Origin of the sequence: Stenotrophomonas veracruzanensis (genome assembly GCF_032911525.1) — a bacterium.
GTDB lineage: Bacteria > Pseudomonadota > Gammaproteobacteria > Xanthomonadales > Xanthomonadaceae > Stenotrophomonas > Stenotrophomonas africana.
In genome coordinates this window covers 1-20,616 of record NZ_JAWJTI010000007.1, presented here as the reverse complement: position 1 = coordinate 20,616, position 20,616 = coordinate 1, and the positions used below count along the sequence as shown (strand labels likewise).

At 66.2% G+C, this 20,616-nt stretch carries 19 protein-coding genes; 10 read left to right on the top strand and 9 right to left on the bottom strand.

Annotated features, from left to right (window positions below; all coding sequences use genetic code 11):
• Positions 1–130 precede the first annotated feature (130 nt).
• Positions 131–1,870, top strand: coding sequence for an NACHT domain-containing protein (locus R1H25_RS07450; protein WP_317223206.1), 1,740 nt, complete (start codon positions 131–133; stop codon positions 1,868–1,870).
• A 15-nt stretch (positions 1,871–1,885) separates the two neighbouring features.
• Entirely contained in the window at positions 1,886–2,569 is a 684-nt protein-coding gene (locus tag R1H25_RS07445; protein WP_317223205.1) for a hypothetical protein, read from the top strand.
• Between the two features lie 27 nt (positions 2,570–2,596).
• On the opposite strand, the gene R1H25_RS07440 is transcribed toward R1H25_RS07445, so the two are convergent.
• A complete protein-coding gene (locus R1H25_RS07440) occupies positions 2,597–2,956 on the bottom strand; it encodes a DUF1428 domain-containing protein (RefSeq protein WP_317223204.1) in 360 nt (119 codons plus the stop codon).
• Between the two features lie 91 nt (positions 2,957–3,047).
• Positions 3,048–5,453 carry a DPP IV N-terminal domain-containing protein gene (locus R1H25_RS07435; protein ID WP_317223203.1) on the bottom strand — a complete coding sequence of 802 codons (2,406 nt, stop codon included), beginning with the start codon at positions 5,451–5,453 and terminating at the stop codon, positions 3,048–3,050.
• Positions 5,454–5,663: 210 nt separating this feature from the next.
• Here R1H25_RS07435 and R1H25_RS07430 point away from each other — a divergent pair, with 210 nt between their 5' ends.
• Together R1H25_RS07430 and R1H25_RS07425 are read left to right on the top strand one after the other, a co-directional pair.
• Positions 5,664–6,236: an Ax21 family protein gene (locus R1H25_RS07430; protein ID WP_032130335.1), complete on the top strand. Its 573-nt coding sequence runs from the start codon at positions 5,664–5,666 to the stop codon at positions 6,234–6,236.
• A 190-nt stretch (positions 6,237–6,426) separates the two neighbouring features.
• Positions 6,427–7,104 (top strand): response regulator transcription factor, encoded by a 678-nt coding sequence (locus tag R1H25_RS07425; protein WP_317223202.1) that lies wholly within the window; start codon positions 6,427–6,429, stop codon positions 7,102–7,104.
• A 6-nt stretch (positions 7,105–7,110) separates the two neighbouring features.
• Here the strand turns inward: R1H25_RS07425 and R1H25_RS07420 are convergent, their stop codons facing one another.
• Entirely contained in the window at positions 7,111–7,500 is a 390-nt protein-coding gene (locus tag R1H25_RS07420; protein ID WP_317223201.1) for a DUF6165 family protein, read from the bottom strand.
• Positions 7,501–7,677: 177 nt separating this feature from the next.
• On the opposite strand from R1H25_RS07420, the gene R1H25_RS07415 reads away from it, so the two are divergent.
• Positions 7,678–8,376, top strand: coding sequence for a TorF family putative porin (locus R1H25_RS07415; RefSeq protein ID WP_317223200.1), 699 nt, complete (start codon positions 7,678–7,680; stop codon positions 8,374–8,376).
• On the opposite strand, the gene R1H25_RS07410 is transcribed toward R1H25_RS07415, so the two are convergent.
• Positions 8,373–9,521: an MFS transporter gene (locus tag R1H25_RS07410; protein ID WP_373695557.1), complete on the bottom strand. Its 1,149-nt coding sequence runs from the start codon at positions 9,519–9,521 to the stop codon at positions 8,373–8,375. The genes R1H25_RS07415 and R1H25_RS07410 overlap by 4 nt on opposite strands.
• A 143-nt stretch (positions 9,522–9,664) precedes the next feature.
• Between R1H25_RS07410 and R1H25_RS07405 the strand changes: the two genes are divergently transcribed.
• The gene (locus R1H25_RS07405; protein ID WP_197616210.1) at positions 9,665–10,552 is read left to right on the top strand and encodes a LysR family transcriptional regulator; all 888 of its coding nucleotides are present in this window, start codon (positions 9,665–9,667) and stop codon (positions 10,550–10,552) included.
• Here the strand turns inward: R1H25_RS07405 and R1H25_RS07400 are convergent.
• Positions 10,521–10,988, bottom strand: coding sequence for a DUF1456 family protein (locus R1H25_RS07400; RefSeq protein WP_005411992.1), 468 nt, complete (start codon positions 10,986–10,988; stop codon positions 10,521–10,523). The two genes, R1H25_RS07405 and R1H25_RS07400, sit on opposite strands and share 32 nt — an antisense overlap.
• A 115-nt stretch (positions 10,989–11,103) precedes the next feature.
• Here R1H25_RS07400 and R1H25_RS07395 point away from each other — a divergent pair, with 115 nt between their 5' ends.
• Positions 11,104–11,856 carry an SDR family NAD(P)-dependent oxidoreductase gene (locus R1H25_RS07395; RefSeq protein WP_049448698.1) on the top strand — a complete coding sequence of 251 codons (753 nt, stop codon included), beginning with the start codon at positions 11,104–11,106 and terminating at the stop codon, positions 11,854–11,856.
• Positions 11,857–12,012: 156 nt separating this feature from the next.
• Here the strand turns inward: R1H25_RS07395 and R1H25_RS07390 are convergent, their stop codons facing one another.
• The 4 genes from R1H25_RS07390 to R1H25_RS07375 all read right to left on the bottom strand — a co-directional run bounded on the left by R1H25_RS07390 (position 12,013) and on the right by R1H25_RS07375 (position 16,135).
• Positions 12,013–12,909, bottom strand: a complete 897-nt coding sequence (locus R1H25_RS07390) for an SPOR domain-containing protein (RefSeq protein WP_317223198.1) — start codon at positions 12,907–12,909, stop codon at positions 12,013–12,015.
• Positions 12,910–12,930: 21 nt separating this feature from the next.
• Positions 12,931–14,619 (bottom strand): arginine--tRNA ligase, encoded by a 1,689-nt coding sequence (argS, locus tag R1H25_RS07385; RefSeq protein WP_012478915.1) that lies wholly within the window; start codon positions 14,617–14,619, stop codon positions 12,931–12,933.
• A gap of 114 nt (positions 14,620–14,733) precedes the next feature.
• On the bottom strand, positions 14,734–15,438 hold the full coding sequence (radC, locus tag R1H25_RS07380) for a DNA repair protein RadC (RefSeq protein WP_049448728.1): 705 nt from the start codon (positions 15,436–15,438) through the stop codon (positions 14,734–14,736).
• 70 nt (positions 15,439–15,508) lie between these two features.
• Positions 15,509–16,135: a response regulator transcription factor gene (locus tag R1H25_RS07375; protein ID WP_049448694.1), complete on the bottom strand. Its 627-nt coding sequence runs from the start codon at positions 16,133–16,135 to the stop codon at positions 15,509–15,511.
• A gap of 228 nt (positions 16,136–16,363) precedes the next feature.
• Between R1H25_RS07375 and coaBC the strand changes: the two genes are divergently transcribed.
• Genes coaBC through R1H25_RS07360 form a run of 3 tightly spaced genes read left to right on the top strand, consistent with a single transcriptional unit; the run spans position 16,364 to position 20,448 of the window.
• Complete coding sequence (coaBC, locus tag R1H25_RS07370) at positions 16,364–17,626, top strand: bifunctional phosphopantothenoylcysteine decarboxylase/phosphopantothenate--cysteine ligase CoaBC (protein ID WP_317223197.1); 1,263 nt, start codon at positions 16,364–16,366, stop codon at positions 17,624–17,626.
• Complete coding sequence (gene dut, locus R1H25_RS07365; protein WP_317223196.1) at positions 17,623–18,096, top strand: dUTP diphosphatase; 474 nt, start codon at positions 17,623–17,625, stop codon at positions 18,094–18,096. Before coaBC ends, dut begins: the two co-directional genes overlap by 4 nt.
• 12 nt (positions 18,097–18,108) lie before the next feature.
• Positions 18,109–20,448, top strand: a complete 2,340-nt coding sequence (locus tag R1H25_RS07360; protein ID WP_317223195.1) for a phosphomannomutase/phosphoglucomutase — start codon at positions 18,109–18,111, stop codon at positions 20,446–20,448.
• The last annotated feature ends 168 nt before the right edge of the window (positions 20,449–20,616 follow it).

The window sequence follows — 20,616 nt, the reverse complement described above, 5'->3', positions numbered from 1 at the left end:
ATGTTGTGACGGGGGGCCTACTTGCAACTGGGTTGAATTGGTGGAAGGTGTCAATTAGAGCGTTTCAGTGCATGTAAGTTTTTCGGCGACTCATGCCCACTGACTGCAATAAGCACAGGGAAGGCATTGAATGGACTACCAAGATGAGTTGGTGAAGGCAGTTCTATCAGTTTCCGCGAAGGAGGCTGTGTCAAGGCTTGTAAAAAAGCTGGGTGGTAGAGCTAAGGCTGAAGTTGATCAGGAACTCGTCCAGTCGCGGTTGGCTCTATATGCTTCGCGACTTCTTCATGTCAAAACTCTTCTCGCGCCAGAGAATCTGACCTCGCTTTCACAGTTCTATTGCGTGCCTCGTGTCTCCGGTCCGCTATACAAAAATCGTCCCAAAAGCGTTGACGACTTTAAGCATGACCATATATTGATTGAGGGAGTGGCCGGACAAGGAAAGTCAATGCTGTTGCGCCAGCTTTGTGCGACAGCGATTCTGGAAGAAGGAAAAATTGGGCTATTCGTCGAGCTTCGGAGATCCGATAAGTCTAAGCCGCTTGCCTCGGCTATCCTTCAGGACCTTAGGAACTTTGGGCTTCCAGGGAATACGGAGGGTCTTAAGGCTCTCTCCGTGGGGCGCGATGTGGTTGTGTTTCTGGATGGATTTGACGAATTAGACCAGAAAATGGCGGAGAAGATTGATAGAGATATTGCCTATATCACGTCAACGTTCCCGTACGTCCGTCTGTTCGTAACATGCCGCCCTCATGTTGGATTGGCCGGCAGCCCTGATCTGCAAGTCTGCAAGATCGAAAGATTAAATCATCAAGATGTCAGGCAGCTCGTAGCAAAGCTATGTGGAGATGACTCGCTTTCAGGCTCTCTAAATGTTGCTCTCGCGGCTCATAAAGGTAATGCCCTGAAGCTTCTGGAGACGCCGTTGCTGGTGACTCTGCTTGTGGCGCAGTACAGGCAAACGCAGCAATTGCCTGAGCAGCTCGCAGAATTCTACGACAACATTTTCCCTGTTCTATTTGAGCGGCATGATAGCTTTAAAACGCCTTTTGTCAGATATCGACGAATGGGTTTGACGACTCTTTCGTATAGGAAGGTCTTTCAAAAGTTCTGTTTTGCCAGCATGTTCGCGGGTGAGTTGACTGTAGATAGAGCTCTTAAGCTGTCTGATTGGGCCTTGGAGCGAGCGGGGGTTAGGGGCGATTCCCAGGATTTTCTGTTGGATGTTGCTGACACCTCGTCGCTTGTCTCTCTGGAGGGTAAGTGTTGGCATTTTATACATACGAGTATTCAAGAGTATTATGCGGCATCGCATCTTCTTGCTGGAGATGACGTGGAGCTTAGTGAGGGGGCGAGCAGATTAATGAAGGCGGAGGCGCCTGCATCTGTTGCTCAAGTATTTAGATTCGTTTCCGAAATAAATGAAGATAGGTTTTGGAAATTTGTGGAGCTTCCAAGAAGGAGGAGGCTCTGTGATCCGCTCTCGTCAACTTCAATTTTAACTCCAGAGGCGATGAGTGAGTGGCTGATCGTTAGATTGTCTTCAGTAAGCTGGGACTCCAATAAGATTGAGGGTTTCAGGTCAATGGCGTTGCGTATTAACGATGATGAGATTGATTTGATTAGGTTGCTCGTGCCGACGTCGAACGATCTTTGCCTTTGGGCTGATTTAGATCTTAGGCGATCAGATGTCTTGGGTCGGGTGTCGACCGAAGAGCCTATGAAGTCGCGCCTCCGCAAGGAGTTGACTTCTAGAATTCAGGGAATTCAAATGTTGCTGCGCGAATCGGAGGAGCGGGTTTCCTTGATTAAGACGAGCGAAAGCGAATCGCTTAACTTTCTTGAAGGATTGTTGGGCGGGGCCAAGTAGTAGGAATCTCTAATCATGCGCGGTATCGACTTCAGTTCCTGGCAGGGCGTGCTGTCCACGCTGGCCGGCCTGGTCCTGATCACTCTGCTGGGCGTGGGTGTCCGCCTGCTGGTGATGCAGACCCTGCAGCAGCGACGTGAGCGCGAGAACCGGCAGATCAACGAGCGGCTACGCACCTTGATGGCCGCCTACAAGACCTTGGGCGGCTCGTTCACCGGCGAACTGGGGGTGGATCCCAGCCATCGCCGCGACCTGCGCCAGCGCGAAGAGGCGGAAGGCATTGCCGAGCCGCGTTCGGATCGCACGCGCCGCATCCGCGATGCCGTCGAGGCCGCGCTGTCGGACATCCTGCTGCTGGGCACCGACGAACAGGTGCGGCTGGCCGCGCGCGCGGCCAACGAACTGGCACAGGGGCGACCGGTGCACACCCACGAACTGGTGGTCTCGCTGCGTGACTTCGTACGTGAAGCGCTGGACCTGGCGCGGATCCCCGCCGACCTGCTGATTCCACCACAGGGGCCGACCCAGCCCGGCGCCAGCGGCGGCGGCAAGGGCCGCAATGACGGAGATGCCAAGGGCGGTCGTGCGGGTGGCGGTGGTGGCGGTGGCGGAATGGGTGCCGGCATGGGTGGGCTTGGCGCCGGTGCTGCACTGGGTGCCGGCCATGCTGCCGCCAGCGATGAAACGGACGCGCGCTGAGCGCGCCCGCCGAGCCCTGCGCTGAGGTCAGCGCTTCAGTTCGTAGATTGGCACGAAGCCGCCGTAAATCATCCGCGCGCCGTCGAACGGCATCGGGTTCTTGGCCGGATCCATCCGCGGGTCTTCCATCATCTTTGCCATGCCGGCGTCCCGGGTCGGCTTGTCCGGCCATTCGATCCAGGAAAACACCACCGTCTCTTCCGCCGTGGCCTTCACTGCGCCGAAGAAGTCGGTGGTCTTGCCGTGTGGCACGTCGTCGCCCCAGCACTCGACCACGCGCAGCGCGCCGTACTCGATGAAAACGGGATCCCCTGTGCGTGCATGGGCGAGGAACTTCTCTTTGTTGGCGGTGGGCACCGCCAGGACGAAACCATCGATGTAGCTCATTGCCTGCCTCCGGATGGACCGTGCCGCATGCACGGCCTTCAAGTACCCGACGAACCAGGGCGTCGGGGATCGACATCCTGTGTGCGCCTGTTCAGCCCGGGCCACCGGGCAGCGGCGCCAGCACCGTATCCGGCGGCTGCTGGCCGGCCAGGTGGCGCACGAAGTAGTCCCACATGCGGTGCGTGTAGGTGGCGTCGTTGCGGAACAGTTCGTGGTCCTGCCGGGCCAGGTACAGCAGGTCGTAGCTGCGCTGGGCCTTGTTCAGGGCGGCGGCCAGCTGCAGGGTCAGCGCCGGTGGCGCGTTCTCGTCCAGTTCGCCATAGACCAGCAGAAGATGCCCGCGCAGGTTGCCGGCCAGTGCCGCATTGTCAAGCCCGGCAAAGGGCGCCGGCACGCCATCGGCCATGGCCGTAGCTGGCAGCACGCCACCGAACAGCCGGTCCATGCCGTGCAGCGCGCCGCCGTACATGCCCTGGAAATTGTGGCTGCCGGCCGAGGCCACGCCCACCTTGTAGAACGCCGGGTAGCGCAGCAATGCACGCGCCGCGCTGTAACCGCCGAACGAATGCCCATAGATGCCGACCCGCTGCAGGTCGATGCCCGGGTAGCGTTTGCCCAGCTGGCGCAGCGCGGCCACATGGTCATCCAGCTGCACATCGGCGGCGCGCAGGAAGCTGCTGTCATGGAACGCCTTGTCGCGGCCACCGGTGCCGCGCGCATCGATGCTGACCACCACGAAGCCGAGTTCAGCCAGGCTGGCGCGTGACACCGGATTCAAGGCAGATACCGCCTCGGCGTAGGTCACCGGCGCATTGCTGATGAAGGAACCACCGTACACCGCGTCGATCACCGGGAAGCTGCCGTCATCGCGATAGTCACGGGGCAGGTAGACGGTGGCGAAGATCGGCGTGCGCCCATCGGCGGCCAGCAGCCGCTCGCGCCGTGGTGGGCGCCAACCGGCAGCAACGATCGCGCTGTCATCGGCTGTTTCCAGCACCATCACTTCACGGCCGTCATCGCTGGCCCGCAGCACGGTGCGTGGTGGCTGGTCGAGACGGGAAACGGTATCCACCAGATAGCCGCCGCCAGGCGACAGCGCCCGCGGCGCGCGTGCCCCGAACAGCGCGCCGGTACCGGCATCGGCCATGTGGTCGTTGCCATCAGCGGTCAGGGGCTGGATCGGACCGCCCTGCAGCGATACCCGGTACAGGCCGCGCACGTAGGGGTCGCCACCGTCGACGCCACCGGCGCTGAAGTACGCCCAGCCACCCGCAGCGTCCACACCCAGCAGGTCACGCACCACCCATCTGCCGCGGGTGAGCTGGCGCAGCACTTTGCCGTCGGACAGGCGCACCCGGTACAGATGGCCCCAGCCATCGCGCTGCGAGAACCACACGGCGGTGTCCTGCCCGGGCAGGATGGCCACCGCGGGCCGGTTGTAGGAATACACGTTGAGCTGCAGGCGAGTGTCGCTGGCTTCTTCCAGAACCGTGCGCAATGCACCGCTGTTGGCATCGACCTCCACCAGGCGCAGCCTGCGCGGTGTGCCGAAGTGCGCGATCACGGCATACAACCGATCACCGTCCCAACCCAGGATGCCGGCCTCACTGAGCGTGTTCCAGCCCTCGGGCAGCACGATGTCATGCTGCCTGCCGCTGAGGATATCGATCACATACAGGCTGTCGCGGACCTGCTGTGCATCGCCCAGCACCCCCAGCTTCACGGTATGCACACGTGGCCGCGCGCTGTGGGTCGGGCTGCTTTCCAGATAGGGGTAGTCCTGCAGCGCGCGTTCGTCGTAGCGGATGCCGGCCACGTAGCGCCCATCCGCTGACCAGCCGACCGCGAACGGGCGCACCGGCATCCGGCCCTGACGGCGTGGAATGCCGCGCAGGGTGAAGTCCGGCAGTACGCCATAGCCATGCCCGGCCTCACCGCCGTGGGTCAGTACCTGCGGCGCCGTTCCAGAGCGCTGCAGCCACAGATTGTGATCACGTACCTGCAGCCAGGCGTCACCGCCGGGCGAAGGCAATGCATCGGCTGGCGGCGACGGCTGCGGTGCGGCCGTGCACTGCAGGCGTGGCCATTGGCAGTTGATTGCCGCCTCGCCGTTGAACTGCAGGCGCAGGCCATCATCCAGTACCTGCACACTGTTCAAGCGCAGGCGTGGCCCGCCGGCACCGAGAGGTGCTACTGCAGCGTCCAGCGCAGCGGGTTCGAACAGGATCTGGCGCGTAGCCTGGGCTGGATCGACCAGTATCGCCTGGCGCCGGCCCTGCGCGTCTTCGCGTTCGTACCAGAACCGCCCATCGGCCAGCCAGTGGGGCAGCACCGAAGCATTGCGCAGCGCACCGCGCAGATGACTGTCATGCACGCGTTCGGCGCTCTGGTAGTCAGCCGCCTGCAGCGCGTGCGCAGCGTGGATTGGAAACAGGAGGGCAGCGCAGGCCACGAGGGCGGCGCGGACAGGCATCAGCAGCGGATCGGAAACGTGCAAGGCAACCTCCTGTTGCAATCGACGACGAATCACAAATGCACGCGCGCCGCGCGCGTATGCCAGACGCAGCCTGAATCAAGCCAAAAAATTCAGCAATGCGAAGACCGCTGTTTTCAGGGAGCGTTGTGGCGAATAACGGAGAATTTACATTCCCGATGCGATGGCGCTCTGGCGCTGCTGCACACCATAAGAAAGTAAAGGTGTACCCCCATGAAGAATTCGCTGATTGCTCTGGCTCTGGCCGCTGCCCTGCCGTTCACCGCCTCGGCTGCTGAGAACCTGTCCTACAACTACGCCGAAGCCGACTACGCCAAGACCGACATCGACGCGTTCAAGGCCGACGGCTGGGGCGTGAAGGGTTCGTACGGCTTCCTGCCGAACTTCCACGCTTTCGGTGAGTACAGCCGCCAGGAAATCGACCACACCAACATCAAGCTGGACCAGTGGAAGATCGGCGCCGGCTACAACGTTGAAATCGCTCCGACCACCGACTTCGTTGCCCGCGTTGCTTACCAGAAGCGCGACCAGAAGCACGGCCTGGACTTCAACGGCTACAGCGCTGAAGCCGGTATCCGCACCGCCTTCGGTGCCCACGCCGAAGTCTACGGCATGGTCGGCTACGAAGATTTCTCGAAGAAGCACGGCATCAATCCGGAAGGCCAGTGGTACGGCCGCCTGGGTGGCCAGGTCAAGCTGAACCAGAACTGGGGCCTGAACGGCGAGCTGAAGATGAACCGCGACGGCGACAAGGAATACACCGTCGGCCCGCGCTTCAGCTGGTAATTGCTGGCTCGGCGCGCCCGCGCGCTGAAGATGCCTCGACAGGCCCGGCTCATGCCGGGCCTGTTGCGTTGTGACGACCCGAAACCGCAGCTGAGCATGTTCCGGGGCCGCTGCTGCGTTGCAATAAATTGGATTCCGCTGCTCCCGGCGCGGGCCTACGGTGGGCGCTTCGTACCGTCGGATCCATGTGATGCCGCCTGCCGTTCCCGCTCTGCCCCTCGATCGGCCCCGCCGCCTGGCAATGCTGGCGCCGCATCCCGTGCTGCGTCTGGGGGTGGAGGTGGTGCTTTGCCAGCACGGTGGCGTGCAGGTCTGTGGCAGCTTCACCCGCGAAGGTGATCTGCTCGATCTGCTGCAGCGCCAGCCAGATGGCATCGACCTGTTGCTGATCGACCTGCTGGCGCCGTGCGGACCCGAACAGGGTCTGTCCCTGTTGCGGCTGTTGTCACGGCGCTGGCCGCTGCTGCCGGTGCTGGTGCTGTCTGCGCACTGCAATGCCAGTACGGTGACCATAGCGATGCAGGCCGGCGCGCGCGGCTTTCTGTCCAAGGGAACCACGCCGGAGATGCTGCGGCGCGCAGTTGACGTACTGGCCCGTGGCGGCCGCTTCGTGCCACCGGAGTTGCGTACGCAGTTGAGCCGATCGCGCATGCGGCGCACACCGGCGCCGGTGCTCACGCCCTTGAGCCGACGTGAGCGCGAGGTGCTGCGGCTGGTCCTGCAGGGCTGCACCACCGGGGAGGTGGCGCGGCGCTTCGGGCGCACGGCCAGTACCGTCAGCACGCAGAAGCGGACCGCCTACGAGAAGCTGGGCATCCACAGCGATGGTGAGCTGTTCCGCATCCGGCACCTGCTCGATTGCGGATGAGCGGGCCTATTCGCCCTGGTACTGCTTCTCTTCCACCAGCGCCGAACCGGCCACGCGGTTGATTTCGTTTTTCACCTGCACGCGCTCGCCATTGGTGCCATAGACACCGCGTGCCAGCTGGATGAAGGTATCGTCGAACACCTGGGCCGCTTCCTTGTCGCGCAGCTGGTCCTGGATGTCCCACATGCGCTCGTTGATGGCCTTCAGCTGCTGCTTCAGCACGGCCAGCGCCGGCTGTGCCTGCAGCTGCTGCTGCAACAAGGGCAGCAGGCCGTCCAGTTCGGTGCGCACGTTGCTCAGCTTGGCGGCATCGTCGATGCGCTCGGCCTTGATCTCGAGAATGGTGATCTTGTCGATCAGCTCGCCGATCGATACCGGGGTCAGGATGGCGTCCACGCGGTTGGTTCCTGGAAACAGGGCGCCATGATACCGCGCTGATGGCATGTGGCCCCGATCCGCGGATTTACGCCGAATTTGCGCCACGGGCCCGGCAGCACCCTCGATCCGTTACGGCCACCACCCCGACACTGCGTTCCCGGCGGCGTGACCGCCTTCGACGAGGAACACAGTGCAGTGAACAGCAAGGGGATGACGGCGGCCGTGGTGGCCGCCCTGGCAGGGCTGCTCGGGATCGGCAGCGCGCAGGCACAGGTGCAGGTCAGTGGCAGTGCCGCATTGACCAGTGACTACGTGTGGCGCGGCAGCTCGCAGAGCGACGGCGACCCGGCGGTGCAGGCCGGCGCGAAGGCCTCGATCCCATCGGGCTGGTACGCCAGCGTGTGGGGTTCCAACGTTTCGTTCAAGCCGGACAACGGCGCGCGCAGCGAGTTCGACCTGGTGGCGGGCTGGTCCGGCGCGCTGGCCCCGGACTGGACGCTGGATGCCAACCTGACCCGCTACATGTACCCGGGCACTGGACGCGCGCTGGACTGGACCGAACTCAATACCAGCGTGACCTGGAAGCAGCGCGCCTGGTTGCAGGTCGCCCATTCCAACGACGCGCTGGCGGGCGGCCATCGCGGCACCTATGCCCAGTTGGGCGTGCGGGTACCGCTGCACGAGCGCTTCCGCCTGGAAGCGGCGGTGGGCCAGTACTGGCTGGCCACCGCGCAGGGGCCGGACTACCTGCATGGCCAGATCAGTGCCATTGCCACGCTGACCCCTGCATGGGAGCTGCGCGCCACCGTGCATGACACCGACAACGCAGCCAAGCGACTGTTCCCGGGCAATGCCGGTGGACGGTGGGAACTGGCGCTGCAGGGCAGCTTCTAGTTCGGCGACACCGCCTGGCGCGCGCGCAGCGCGCCGGGCAGCCACAGCAGCAGGGCCAGCACGGCCACCGCAGCACCGGCCACGCAGACGCCGGTCCAGCCGAAGCGCTGGTAGACCTGCGCCGACAGCAGCGAACCCAGCGAACCGCCGATGAAGTAGCCGGTCATGTAGCCGGCATTGAGGCGGTTGCGTGCCGCAGGCTGCAGCGCATAGATCAGGTTCTGGTTGCTGACGTGCAGCAGCTGTGCGGCCAGGTCCAGCACTACCACGCCGACCAGCAGCGCCAGCAGCGAATGTGCCGACAGCCCCAGCGGCAGCCACGACAGCAGCAACAGCACCAGCGCGATGGCGGTTGCACGTCCGGTCTGCCCGCGGTCGGACATGCGCCCGGCCAGGCCGGCCGCCAGCGTGCCGGCCGCGCCGACCAGTCCGAACAGGCCGATGGTGGCGTCGCTGTAGTCGTAGGGCGGTTGTGCCAGCAGGAACGCCAGTGGCGTCCAGAAGATCGCGAACATGGCGAAGCTGCAGGCGCCCAGCAGCGTGCGCTGGCGCAGGACCGGCTCCTGCACGAACAGCACACCGATCGAGCGCAGCAATGCGAAGTAGCCAAGGCCGGCGCTGTGGTGGAAGCGCGGCAGGCCGCGCTGCAGTGCCAGTGCGGTCAGCACCAGGGTGCCGGCGGCGATCGCGTATACCAGGCGCCAGTCGCCCAGGCTGGAAAGCAGGCCGGCCACGGTACGTGCCAGCAGGATGCCCAGCAGCAGGCCGCTCATCAGCGTGCCGACCACGCGACCGCGATGCTCCGGCGCGGCCAGCGTAGCGGCGAACGGTACCAGCACCTGTGCCACCACCGAGAACAGGCCGGTGATCGCGGTGCCCACCAGCAGCCAGGTCAGCGACGGCGCGCAGGCACTGATCACCAGCCCGCCGGCGGACAACAGGCTCATCACCACGATCAGGCGGCGGCGTTCGAACAGGTCTCCCAGCGGCACCAGCAGGATCAGTCCGGCGGCATAGCTCAGCTGCGCGGCAGTGACCACCATGCCGACTTTGCCGAATGGCACACCGAAGGCATCGGCAATGGTGTGCAGCAGCGGCTGCGCATAGTAGTTGCTGGCCACGGCCACGCCGGTAGCCACCGACATCAGCAGCACCTGCCAGCGGTGCAGAGGGGGGAGGGACGGACTCACGCGGTGTTCCAGGAAGCGGGGTGCACAGTGTCCGCCTGCTGCGACCATGATGGAAATGAATCATCATCATCCATGCCATCTGGAAACGAGATAGTTGGATGAATCTCAAGCAGCTCGAATTTGCCGTCGCCCTGGCCGAAGAGGGCAATTTCACTCGTGCTGCCGAACGCTGCCATGTGGTGCAGTCCGCGTTGAGCCACCAGATTGCCTACCTGGAGCAGGAACTGGGCACGCCGCTGTTCGAGCGCCTGCCGCGGCAGGTGCGGGCGACGGCGGCCGGTGAGGCGCTGCTGGTGCACGCACGCCAGGTGATGGCCAGCCTGCGCCACCTGCGCGCCGACGTGGCTGCGGTCAGTGGCGAGGTGCGTGGCCTGCTGGCGATCGGGCAGATCTCCTCGCTGACCGACATCGATGTGGTGGCAATGCTGGCTGCCTTCCAGCAGGCGCACCCGCAGGTCGAGTTCCAGCTGCGGGTCGACAAGAGCGAGGACTTGATCGCGCAGGTGCAGTCACGCGACCTGGATGTGGCACTGGTCGGTCTGGCGCCTTCGGCAGCGCTGGATGGCGTCTGCCACCAGATGCTGCAGGAAGAAGACCTGGTGGCGGTGCTGGCGCCGTCGCACCGCCTGGCCCGGCGCAAGCAGCTGCCCTTGACCGAACTGCAGGACGAGGCGCTGGTCGACTTCCCGCGCGGCACCGGTGCGCGGCGGCAGACCGACGATGCCTTCGCCGCCGCTGGCCTGCCGCACACGGTGCGCTTCGAGGTCAACCTGATGGAACTGGTCGAGCGCTTCGTCCGCCATGGGCTGGCGGTTGGCATCGTGCCGGCGTTGATCGCCGAAGGCTTTGAAGGCGTGGTGCGGATTCCGCTGCAGCCGACCCCGACCCGCCGCGTGCACCTGGTCTGGCAGCGGCTGCCGACACCGGCGGCGCGGGCGTTCGTCGAGGCCGTGCTCAGCCGCGCAGGCGCAGGCTCAGGCCCTTGAGGAAGTTGCGCAGCATCTGGTCCAGGCACCGCCGGTAATTGGTGTGCCCGGGCTGGCGGAACAATGCACCCACTTCCGACTTGGACACGTTGAAACCGGCGCTGGCGAAAATCTCCATCAGATCGACGTCGCGCAGCTGGAACGCCACGCGCAGCTTCTTCAGCACCAGGTTGTTGTCGATGCGGGTTTCCACCGCACGCTGCGGCTGGCTCTCGTCGCGACCGCGCAGGTGCACGATCAGGCCGTCGAGGAAGTGCGCCAGCGCGCTGTCGCTCATCGCTTCGAAACCGGCTTCGTCCTCGCGGCGCAGCCAGGCCTTCACCTGTTCGGGATCCACGGCGAAGGCCGGGTCGGCCATCTGGCACAGGGTCACCACGTGGTGGTCGCCCAGGTCCAGGGAGTAGCGCACGCTGCGCAGGACATCGTTGTTGATCATGGCCCAATTGTACCGGTCACCCCGGCAGGCGGGGCCGGATCCGGCCGATCAGGCAACGCAACCCCCGGCCGACGGTGCCAGAATGGGGGTCTGGTTTTCCCCCTGGAGTTGCCTGATGACCCGCACTGTCCTGATTACCGGCGCCACGTCCGGCTTCGGCGCCGCCGCCGTCCACCGCTTCGCCCAGGCGGGCTGGAAGGTGATCGCCACCGGCCGCCGCAGTGAACGCCTGCAGCCGCTGGTCGAGCGCTACGGCAAGGACGTGGTGCATGCGGCCGCCTTCGACATCCGCGATCCGGTCGCGATGGAAGCCGCGCTGCTGGCACTGCCGCCTGCCTTCGGCGAGATCGATCTGCTGGTCAACAACGCCGGTCTGGCACAGGGCACCGCGCCGGCACAGAGCGCCAAGCTGTCGGACTGGACCACGATGATCGACACCAACATCACCGCGCTGGTGACCCTGACCCATCGCCTGCTGCCGCAGCTGGTGGAGCGCAAGGGCGCGATCATCAACATTTCGTCGGTGGCCGGCGTCTACCCGTACCCGGGCGGCAACGCCTACGGTGGTACCAAGGCCTTCGTCAGCCAGTTCTCGCTGGGCCTGCGTTCGGACCTGCACGGCACCGGCGTGCGCGTGACCACGATCGAGCCGGGCATGGCCGAAACCGAGTTCACCGTGGTGCGTACCCATGGCGACCAGGCGGCATCGGACAAGCTCTATACCGGCGCCAACCCGATGACCGCCGAAGACATCGCCGAACAGATCTTCTGGGTGGCCAGCCTGCCGCCGCACCTGAACATCAATCGCCTGGAACTGATGCCGGTCAGCCAGTCATTTGCTGGTTTCCAGGTGGCACGCGAAGGCTGACCCGCACCGTGCGACGTCTCGTGTGATCGCTGGTGGGGTAGGTCCTGTAGAGCCGAGCCCATGCTCGGCTTCGTCTGGATTCAGCCGAGCATGGCTCGGCTCTACAGAAACAAAAAAGCCGGGCAGTGCCCGGCTTTTTCATTAATAGCGGCAGACTTACTGCGCCTTGATCGCCATCGCCTGCAGGCCGGTGCCATCCAGCTTCTGCTTGGCTTCGGACAACTCGCCGGCACTGCCATACGGCCCCATGCGCACGCGGTACACGGTCTTACCGTTGATCTGCGCCGATTCCACGCGTGCTGCCAGGCCCATCATCGCCAGCTTGGCCTTGGTCGCTTCGGCATCGCCGGAGGCACCGAACGCACCCGCCTGCAGGATGTAGCGGGCGTTGTCGGCGGCAGCCGGTGCAGCAGCGGCCGGCGTACTGGCCGTGGTCGGCGGGGTTTCCGCACGCGCTGCCGGAGTGGCGGCGGCGCTGGTCGACGCCGTCGGCGTGCTGGCCGGCGGCGTTGCCGCAGCCGGGCGTTCACTCAGCGGTGCCGGCAGCGGACGGCTGGTAGCGGTCACCGGCGCAGTGCTGGCGACGCTGGCCGTGGCCGGCGGTGCGGTGGCCGCAACCGGCGGAACCGGCTTGCCTTCCAGTGCCGCCTGCGCGCGCTGCGCTTCGGCCTTGGCCCGGCGCTGGTCTTCGGCACGCGCGCTGGCGGCCAGTTCGGCGTCGGACATTTCAACTTCCTTGCCCGGCAGCAGGGTGTAGAAGTCGTACTGGGTGGCGGCCGGCTTTTCCGGTTCGGCCGGCTTCGGCGTGGCCGGCTGCGCGGCCGGCTGGGTGCCCACATCGCTGTCGGCATCCGCGACCGGGGCCGGCTGCGCGTTCGGGTTCGGCTGCGGACCGGCGCGAAGGAAGCCATCGCCTTCGCCCTTGAACAGGTTCGGCGCCGCCAGGAACACCACGGCCGCAATCGCCACGCCAGCGACCAGCCACACCCATCCGGGTGTGCCCTGGCTGCTGCTGTTGCGTCGTGCCTGGTTTTTGCCGCGTCGTGCTGCCATGGGTACTGCGTCTCCTGATGCTTACATTTTTTCCGGGGCGCTGACGCCCAGGAGTTCGAGGCCGTTGGCCAGCACCTGCCGCGCGGCGCAGGCCAGGGTCAGCTTGGCGTTGCGATCGGCGGCGTCTTCCACCAGCACCGGCGTCCCGTGATACCACGTGTGGAAGGCGTGCGCCAATTCACGCAGGTACTGCGCCACCAGGTGCGGTTCCAGCGCCACGCCAGCCGCCTCCACCACTTCCGGGTACCGCGAGATCTCGTTCATCAGCAGCAGCGAAGCGTCGTCAGCCAAGCGGCCAAGGTTGGCCAGGCCGTTGCCCTGTTCGTACACCAGGCCCTTCTCCTGCGCCTGGCGCAGCAGGCTGCAGACGCGGGCATGGGCGTACTGTACGTAGAACACCGGGTTGTCGTTGCTCTGCTGGCGGGCCAGGTCGATGTCGAAGGTCAGCTGCGAATCGGGCTTGCGCGCGATCAGGAACCAGCGGGTGGCATCGCGGCCGGCTTCCTCGATCAGGTCGCGCAGGGTGAAGTAGCTGCCGGCACGCTTGGACAGCTTCACTTCCTCGCCGCCACGCATGACGGTGACCATCTGGTGCAGCACGTATTCCGGCCAGCCCTGCGGGATGCCCACTTCCATCGCCTGCAGGCCGGCGCGCACGCGTGCCAGCGAGCCATGGTGGTCGGCACCCAGTTCGGTGATCGCGCGCTCGTAGCCGCGCTGCCACTTGGACAGGTGGTAGGCCACGTCCGGTACGAAGTAGGTGAAGGTGCCGTCGGACTTGCGCATCACGCGGTCCTTGTCGTCACCGAAGTCGGTGCTGCGCAGCCACAGTGCGCCACCTTCTTCATAGGTATGACCCGAGGCCTGCAGCTTGGCCACCGCTTCGGCCACCTTGCCGTCGGCGTACAGCGAGCTTTCCAGGAAATAGATGTCGAAGTCGACGCCGAACGCGGCCAGGTCCAGATTCTGCTCGTTGCGCAGGTAGGCCACGGCGAAGCGGCGGATTGCCTGCATGTCGTCCGGGTCCTTGGCGCCGACCACGGTGCTACCTTCCAGGTCGACGCTGGCACCGGCCATGTAGGCGCGGGCGACGTCGGCGATGTATTCACCGCGGTAGCCACCTTCCGGCCAGCCGTCCTGGTCCGGCGCGATGCCCTTGATCCGCGCCTGGGTGGACAGCGCCAGGTTTTCGATCTGTACGCCGGCGTCGTTGTAGTAGAACTCACGCTTGGCGTTCCAGCCGTTGGCATCGAGCACGCGCGCCACGCAGTCGCCGATCGCCGCCGCGCGGCCATGGCCGACATGCAGCGGACCGGTCGGGTTGGCCGACACGTACTCCACGCCCACCGTGCGGCCGTTGCCGGACAGGTTGCGGCCGTAGTCGTGGGCTTCCTTGATGACCGAGGCGGCTTCGCGCTGGTACGCGGCCGGGGCCAGGTGGAAGTTGATGAAGCCGGGGCCGGCGATCTCGACCTTGCTGACGTCCTCGCTGCGCGGCAGCGCCTCGACCAATGCCTGTGCCAGTGCGCGCGGATTGCTGCGCGCGGCCTTGGCCAGCAGCATCGCGGCGTTGGTGGCGAAGTCGCCGTGGTCGCGGGTCTTCGGGCGCTCGACCACGAAGTCCGGCGGCAGGGAGTCGGCGGGCAGGGTGCCATTGGCGCGCAAGGCTTCGATGCCTTGGCTGATCAGGGCGCGGAGGAGATTTTTCACGAGGCCTGCTGTGAGAATGAGCGGCGGAATCGCCCATTTTAGCGCAGATGCCCGCGCCCACGCTGACCAGAACATGCCTGTGGGGGCGGCCGATGGCGCCCGAAGGGGCCGCGCTCAGCCGAACAGGCGTGGCTGGGGCGGGGATAGCAGGCCCCGTTCAGCAAATGAAACGGGACGGCCCTCGCCGACCACGAAGTGGTCCAGCAGGCGCACGTCCACCATTGCCAGCGCCTGCTGCAGTTCGTCGGTGATGCGGGTATCGGCGCTGGAGGGTTCCGGGTCGCCGGAAGGGTGGTTGTGGCTGAGGATCACCGCCGCCGCGTTGTGCAGCAGGGCGCGCCGGACCACTTCGCGGGGGTAGACCGGTGCGGCGTTGATGGTGCCGTGGAACAGCTCCTCGCAGGCGATCAGGCGGTGGCGGTTGTCCAGGAACAGGGCCATGAAGATCTCCCGGGCCTGCCCCCGCAGGCGGTGCTGCAGATAGCGGCCGACCGCGGCCGGGTTGTTGCCGACCGCTTCGCCGTGTTCCAGCTCGGCGGCCAGGTAACGGTGGGCCAGTTCCAGCCCGGCAGCCAGCGTACAGCTGCGCGCCGGGCCCAGCCCGGGCAGGCGGGCCAGCTCCCGCGCGGGCCGATCGAGCAGCACCCGCAACGGGCCATGCGCCTGCAGCAGGTCGCGCGCGGTCTGCACGGCATCGCGGCCGCCGAACCCGGAGCCGAGAAACAGGGCCAGCAGTTCGGCGTCGGAAAGTGACGTGGGCCCGCGCGCGATCAACTTCTCGCGGGGGCGTTCCTGTTCGGGCCAGTCGTGGATGGGCATGCCTGCATCATCGCCAGCCCAGGCGGCGTCTCCCATCAGGGCTTGCCGCAGGCCCGGGTCGGTCGATGCCTCAGTCGCGCCGGGTCTGCAGGTAATCGAACAGTTCCTGGTTGTTCTGCAGGCCCAGCTTGCGCTTGGCTTCGGCCTTCTGCCGGCTGATGGTCTTCGGGCTGCGCCCACAGCGCTCGGCGACTTCGTTCACGTTGAGACCGGCCGCCAGCAGCTCCAGCACTTCCTGTTCACGTGCCGACAGCGGCGCCGGTTCGCGCGGAAACAGCAGGTCGCGCGCCTGCAGGTGGTGGCGCAGCTGCTGGGAGACGAATACCTGCCCGGCCAGCGCGGCGTTCAGCGCCTGGGGCAGTTCGGCGAAATCGGCACACTTGTCGACAAGGCCGCTGATGCCCTCCCGCAGCAGTCCGTCCAGCAGGCCGGGATGTCGGGCGCCGGTCAGCACCACCACCGGCAGGCCAGGGCGGCGCATGCGCAGCGCGTCGATCAGCTCTGGACCATCCGGGCCGGCACCCGGCATCGACAGGTCGGTCAGCACTGCATCGCAGTCGTGGTGGTCCACCAGCTCCAGCAGCTGGGCACCGTCACGTGCACTGCCGACGATGTCCATCAGATGGGTCTGCAGCACGATACGGATGCCATGCAGGACCACGGGATGGTCGTCGGCGATGATGATGCGTGGATGCACGCGGCTCCTTGAGGATCGAACAGGCCACGGTGAGCGGCAGCCAACGCCTGATTCTGCAAAAGAGCAGGGCCGCAGAGGTATAGGAAAGGTCCGAAACCGATACCCGGCAAACTCCGGGTCAAGCGCAGCGCGCTCCATCTGCTGATAGCTGTCTGCTATGTGCACCCTGCACCGGGACATTACCGACCATCGGGTAAGCTAGCGCCCTCGTTTGCACAGGAATTCCAGGTGGCTGACTCCCCCAACGCTTCCCCCGCGCCGGCCCGCGCGCTGGAAGGTCAGAAACTGCTGTTGTGCGTCGGCGGCGGGATCGCGGCGTACAAGGCGCTGGAACTGGTGCGGCGCCTGCGCGACGCCGGTGCCCTGGTGCAGGTGGCGATGACCGCCGGTGCCCAGCAGTTCGTCACTCCGCTCAGCTTCCAGGCCCTGTCCGGGCAGCCGACCCGCACCACGTTGTGGGACAGCGCCGCCGAACAGGCCATGGGCCACATCGAGCTGGCCCGCTGGGCCGACCGCATCGTGGTCGCCCCGGGCACCGCCGATCTGCTGGCACGGCTGGCCCAGGGCCACGCCGATGACCTGGTCAGCACGTTGTGCCTGGCCAGCACTGCGCCGTTGACGATCTGCCCGGCGATGAACCACCGCATGTGGCTGCATCCGGCCACCCAGGCCAACATCGCCCTGCTGCGCCAGCGCGGCGCGCAGGTGATCGGTCCGGTCGACGGTCCGCTGGCCGAAGGTGAGTCCGGTCCGGGTCGTCTGGCCGAGCCCGGCGACATCGTGGCCGCGCTGGCCGCCAATGGCAGCAGCGCCGCGACAGTTGCCGCGCCGGAAATCCGCGCGCTGCAGGGCCTGCGCCTGCTGATCAGCGCCGGTCCGACCTATGAAGACATCGATCCGGTGCGCTACGTCGGCAACCGCAGCAGCGGCAAGATGGGCTTCGCCCTGGCCGCGGCTGCCGCGACGATGGGCGCCCAGGTGGTGCTGGTCAGCGGCCCGGTACAGCTGCCGACGCCACCCGGCGTGCAGCGGGTCGACGTGCGCTCGGCCGCGCAGATGCGCGATGCCGTGCTGAAGTCGCTGCCGGCCGACATCTATATCGGCGCCGCCGCGGTGTCCGACTACACGCCGCGCCAGGTGGCTCCGCAGAAGCTGAAGAAGACCGCCGAGAGCCAGTCGCTGGTGATCGAGCTGGTGCGCACGCCGGACATCCTTGCCGAAGTTGCCGCGCAGACGCAGTCGCTGAAGCTGGTGGTCGGCTTTGCCGCCGAAACCCACGACGTGGAGAAATATGCGCGTGGCAAGCTGGTCGACAAGCGCCTGGACCTGGTGATCGCCAACCAGGTCGGCATCAGCGGCGGCGGTTTCGAGAGCGACAACAATGCCGCCACTGCCTTCTGGCAGGACGGTGAACAGGTATTCCCGGCCACCTCCAAGCGCGAGCTGGCCGAACAACTGCTGGCGCTGATCGCGCGGAGACTCCAGGCATGACCCAGGCTTCCACTTCCCAACCGCTGCAGGTCAAGCTGCTCGATCCGCGCTTCGGCGACAGCTGGCCGCTGCCGGCCTATGCCACCGAAGCCAGCGCCGGCATGGACCTGCGCGCCGCGCTGGATACCGCGCTGACCCTGCAGCCGGGCGACACTGCGCTGGCGCCCAGCGGCCTGGCCATCCACATCGCCGATCCGAACCTGTGCGCGGTGATCCTGCCGCGCTCGGGGCTGGGCCATCGCCATGGCATCGTGCTCGGCAACGGCACCGGTCTGATCGACGCCGACTACCAGGGCCCGCTGCTGATCAGCGTCTGGAACCGTGGTCGCGAGGCCTTCACCATCGAGCCGGGCGATCGCATCGCGCAGCTGGTGGTGGTGCCGATTGCCCGCGTCAGCCTGCAGGTGGTGGATACTTTCACCGACAGCGTGCGGGGAACGGGTGGATTCGGCCATACCGGGGTGCGTTGACGGGGGACATCGATGAGCGGCATCGGGGAAGGACAGCGGGGACGGTCGTTGGGACGCAGCGCGCCACTATTGGGGGTGCTGCTGGTCCTGCTGGCTGGCTGGTTCGGATGGAGCGCGGTGCAGCAATGGCGCCAGGAGGCCAACGGCCAGGCGCTGGAAGAAGCACGTGACCAGGCCGTGCAGGGCCTGCAGGAGGCGGCCGCCGGCCAGCTGAAGCAGCTGCAGCAGCAGCTGAAGAACGAACGCGTGCAGCAGGCGCTGCAGGCCGGTGATGCCGCGGCAGCGGCGCTGGCCGTGCGCGAGAGCTGGACCGGCGTGGAGCAGGCTGACGTGCTGACTGCCGATCTGGCCAACGCCTACGCCGACCCGGCCGCCTTTGGCTATGCCCGATTGGCGCTGCTGGAAGCGGCATTGGCCGAAGGCAAGCCCAGCCTGCGCGTGGTCCGCGATGGCGGTGGCAATCGCCTGGGCCTGGCAGCGCCGGTTCAACTGGGCAGCCTCGGCCCGGCGGTGCTGTATGTGCGCCAGCCGTTGCTGCGGCTGACCTCACCGCTGGATCAGGTCAGCGCGCCGTCCACGGGTTTCCTCGGATTGCGCCAGGGCGCGCACGACCTCGTCGCCCAAGGCGATTCCGGCTTGGCGGAAAGCGCCGAGGCACTGGCACGGCCGGTCGCCGGTACACCGCTGCGGCTGGTCGCCGCGGTGCCCAATGTTGAAGCCGGCCCGCTGGGCCTGGGCGCGCTGGCCAGCGCCATCGTCGCGCTGCTGCTGGCGTTCATCGCCGTGCTGCTGGTGGTCGGTCGTGGCCGACTGCCGAAGACCCTGCCACTGCCGCGCCGTGCCGCTGCAGCGGAGGCCGACCATGGCCCAACCCTGAGCGAGAGCCTGCAGATGGCGCCGCCCCCGCTGGCCGCCGCCAGCGACGAAAGCACGCCGCCGCCGCCGCCGGTGCCGGCCGAGGAACTGGCCGCCGGCATTTTCCGCGCTTACGACATCCGCGGCGTGGTCGGCAGCGAACTGACGCCGAAGACCGCTGCGTTGATCGGTCAGGCCATCGGCACCGTGGCCCTGGAACAGGGCCTGCGCGAGGTGGTGGTCGGCCGTGATGGCCGCCTGTCCGGGCCGGAGCTGGCCGCAGGCCTGGCCGAGGGCCTGCGTCGCGCCGGTTGTGCGGTGATCGACATCGGCCTGGCGCCGACCCCACTGGTGTACTACGCCGCCTTCCACCTGCGTACCGGCACCTGCGTGGCGGTCACCGGCAGTCATAACCCGCCCGAGTACAACGGCTTCAAGGTGGTGATCGGCGGCGAGACGCTGTCCGGCGATGCCATCACCGATCTCTACCAGCGCATTGTCGAGGGCCGCCTGGTGCAGGCCGCCGAGCCGGGCGATTACCAGCAGCGCGATGTCAGTGCCGACTACATCCAGCGCATCGCCGACGACGTGCAGCTGGACCGCCCCCTGAAGGTGGTGGCCGATGCCGGCAACGGCGTCGCCGGTGCGCTCGCACCGCAGCTGCTGGAAGCGATCGGCGCCGAAGTCATTCCCTTGTACTGCGATGTCGACGGTACCTTCCCCAACCATCATCCGGACCCCAGCGAGCCGGCCAACCTGGAAGATCTGGTAGCGACGGTCAAGCGCTTCGGTGCCGACCTGGGCGTAGCCTTTGATGGCGACGGTGACCGGCTGGGCGTGGTCACCGGTGAAGGCAAGATCATCTATGCCGACCGCCTGCTGATGCTGTTCGCCGCCGACGTGCTGATGCGCAATCCGGGCGCGATGGTGATCTACGACGTGAAGTGCACCGGCAAGCTGTCCGACCACGTGTTGCGCAATGGTGGCAGCCCGTTGATGTGGAAGACCGGGCACTCGCTGATGAAGGCGAAGATGCGCGAGACCGATGCCGAGCTGGCTGGCGAGATGAGCGGCCACTTCTTCTTCAAGGAGCGCTGGTTCGGTTTCGACGATGGCCTGTATGCGGCGGCGCGTCTGCTGGAGATCCTGGCCCAGCGCGAGGAAACCCCGGATGAGGTCCTGGCAGAGCTGCCGGAGATGGTGGCCACGCCGGAACTGAAGGTGCCGGTGGCCGAAGGCACGCCGCATGCGCTGGTGGCGATGCTGGTGGCGGCGGCGCAGTCGCCGGACAACCCGTATGTGGGCGGCCGCCTGTCGACCATCGACGGCTTGCGCGTGGACTTCCCCGATGGCTGGGGCCTGGTGCGTGCTTCCAATACCACGCCGGTGCTGGTGCTGCGCTTCGAGGGCAACGACGAGGCGGCACTGGAACGCATCCAGGCGTTGTTCCGCAGCCAGCTGCAGCCGGTGCTGGGCGACACCCCGCTGGGGTTCTGAGGTCGGGCCGGGCTGCGCCCGGCACCCGCCGAAGCAACGGCAACGGCAACAGCAACATCAACATCAAAAGCGGGCGATCCGCGGGATGGTGGGGCGGTGCCGGAGTGCGGGGACGCCGCAAGTACGTCCCTGTAGGCTTGGCAGCCGCATCCATGCGGCTGACACCCC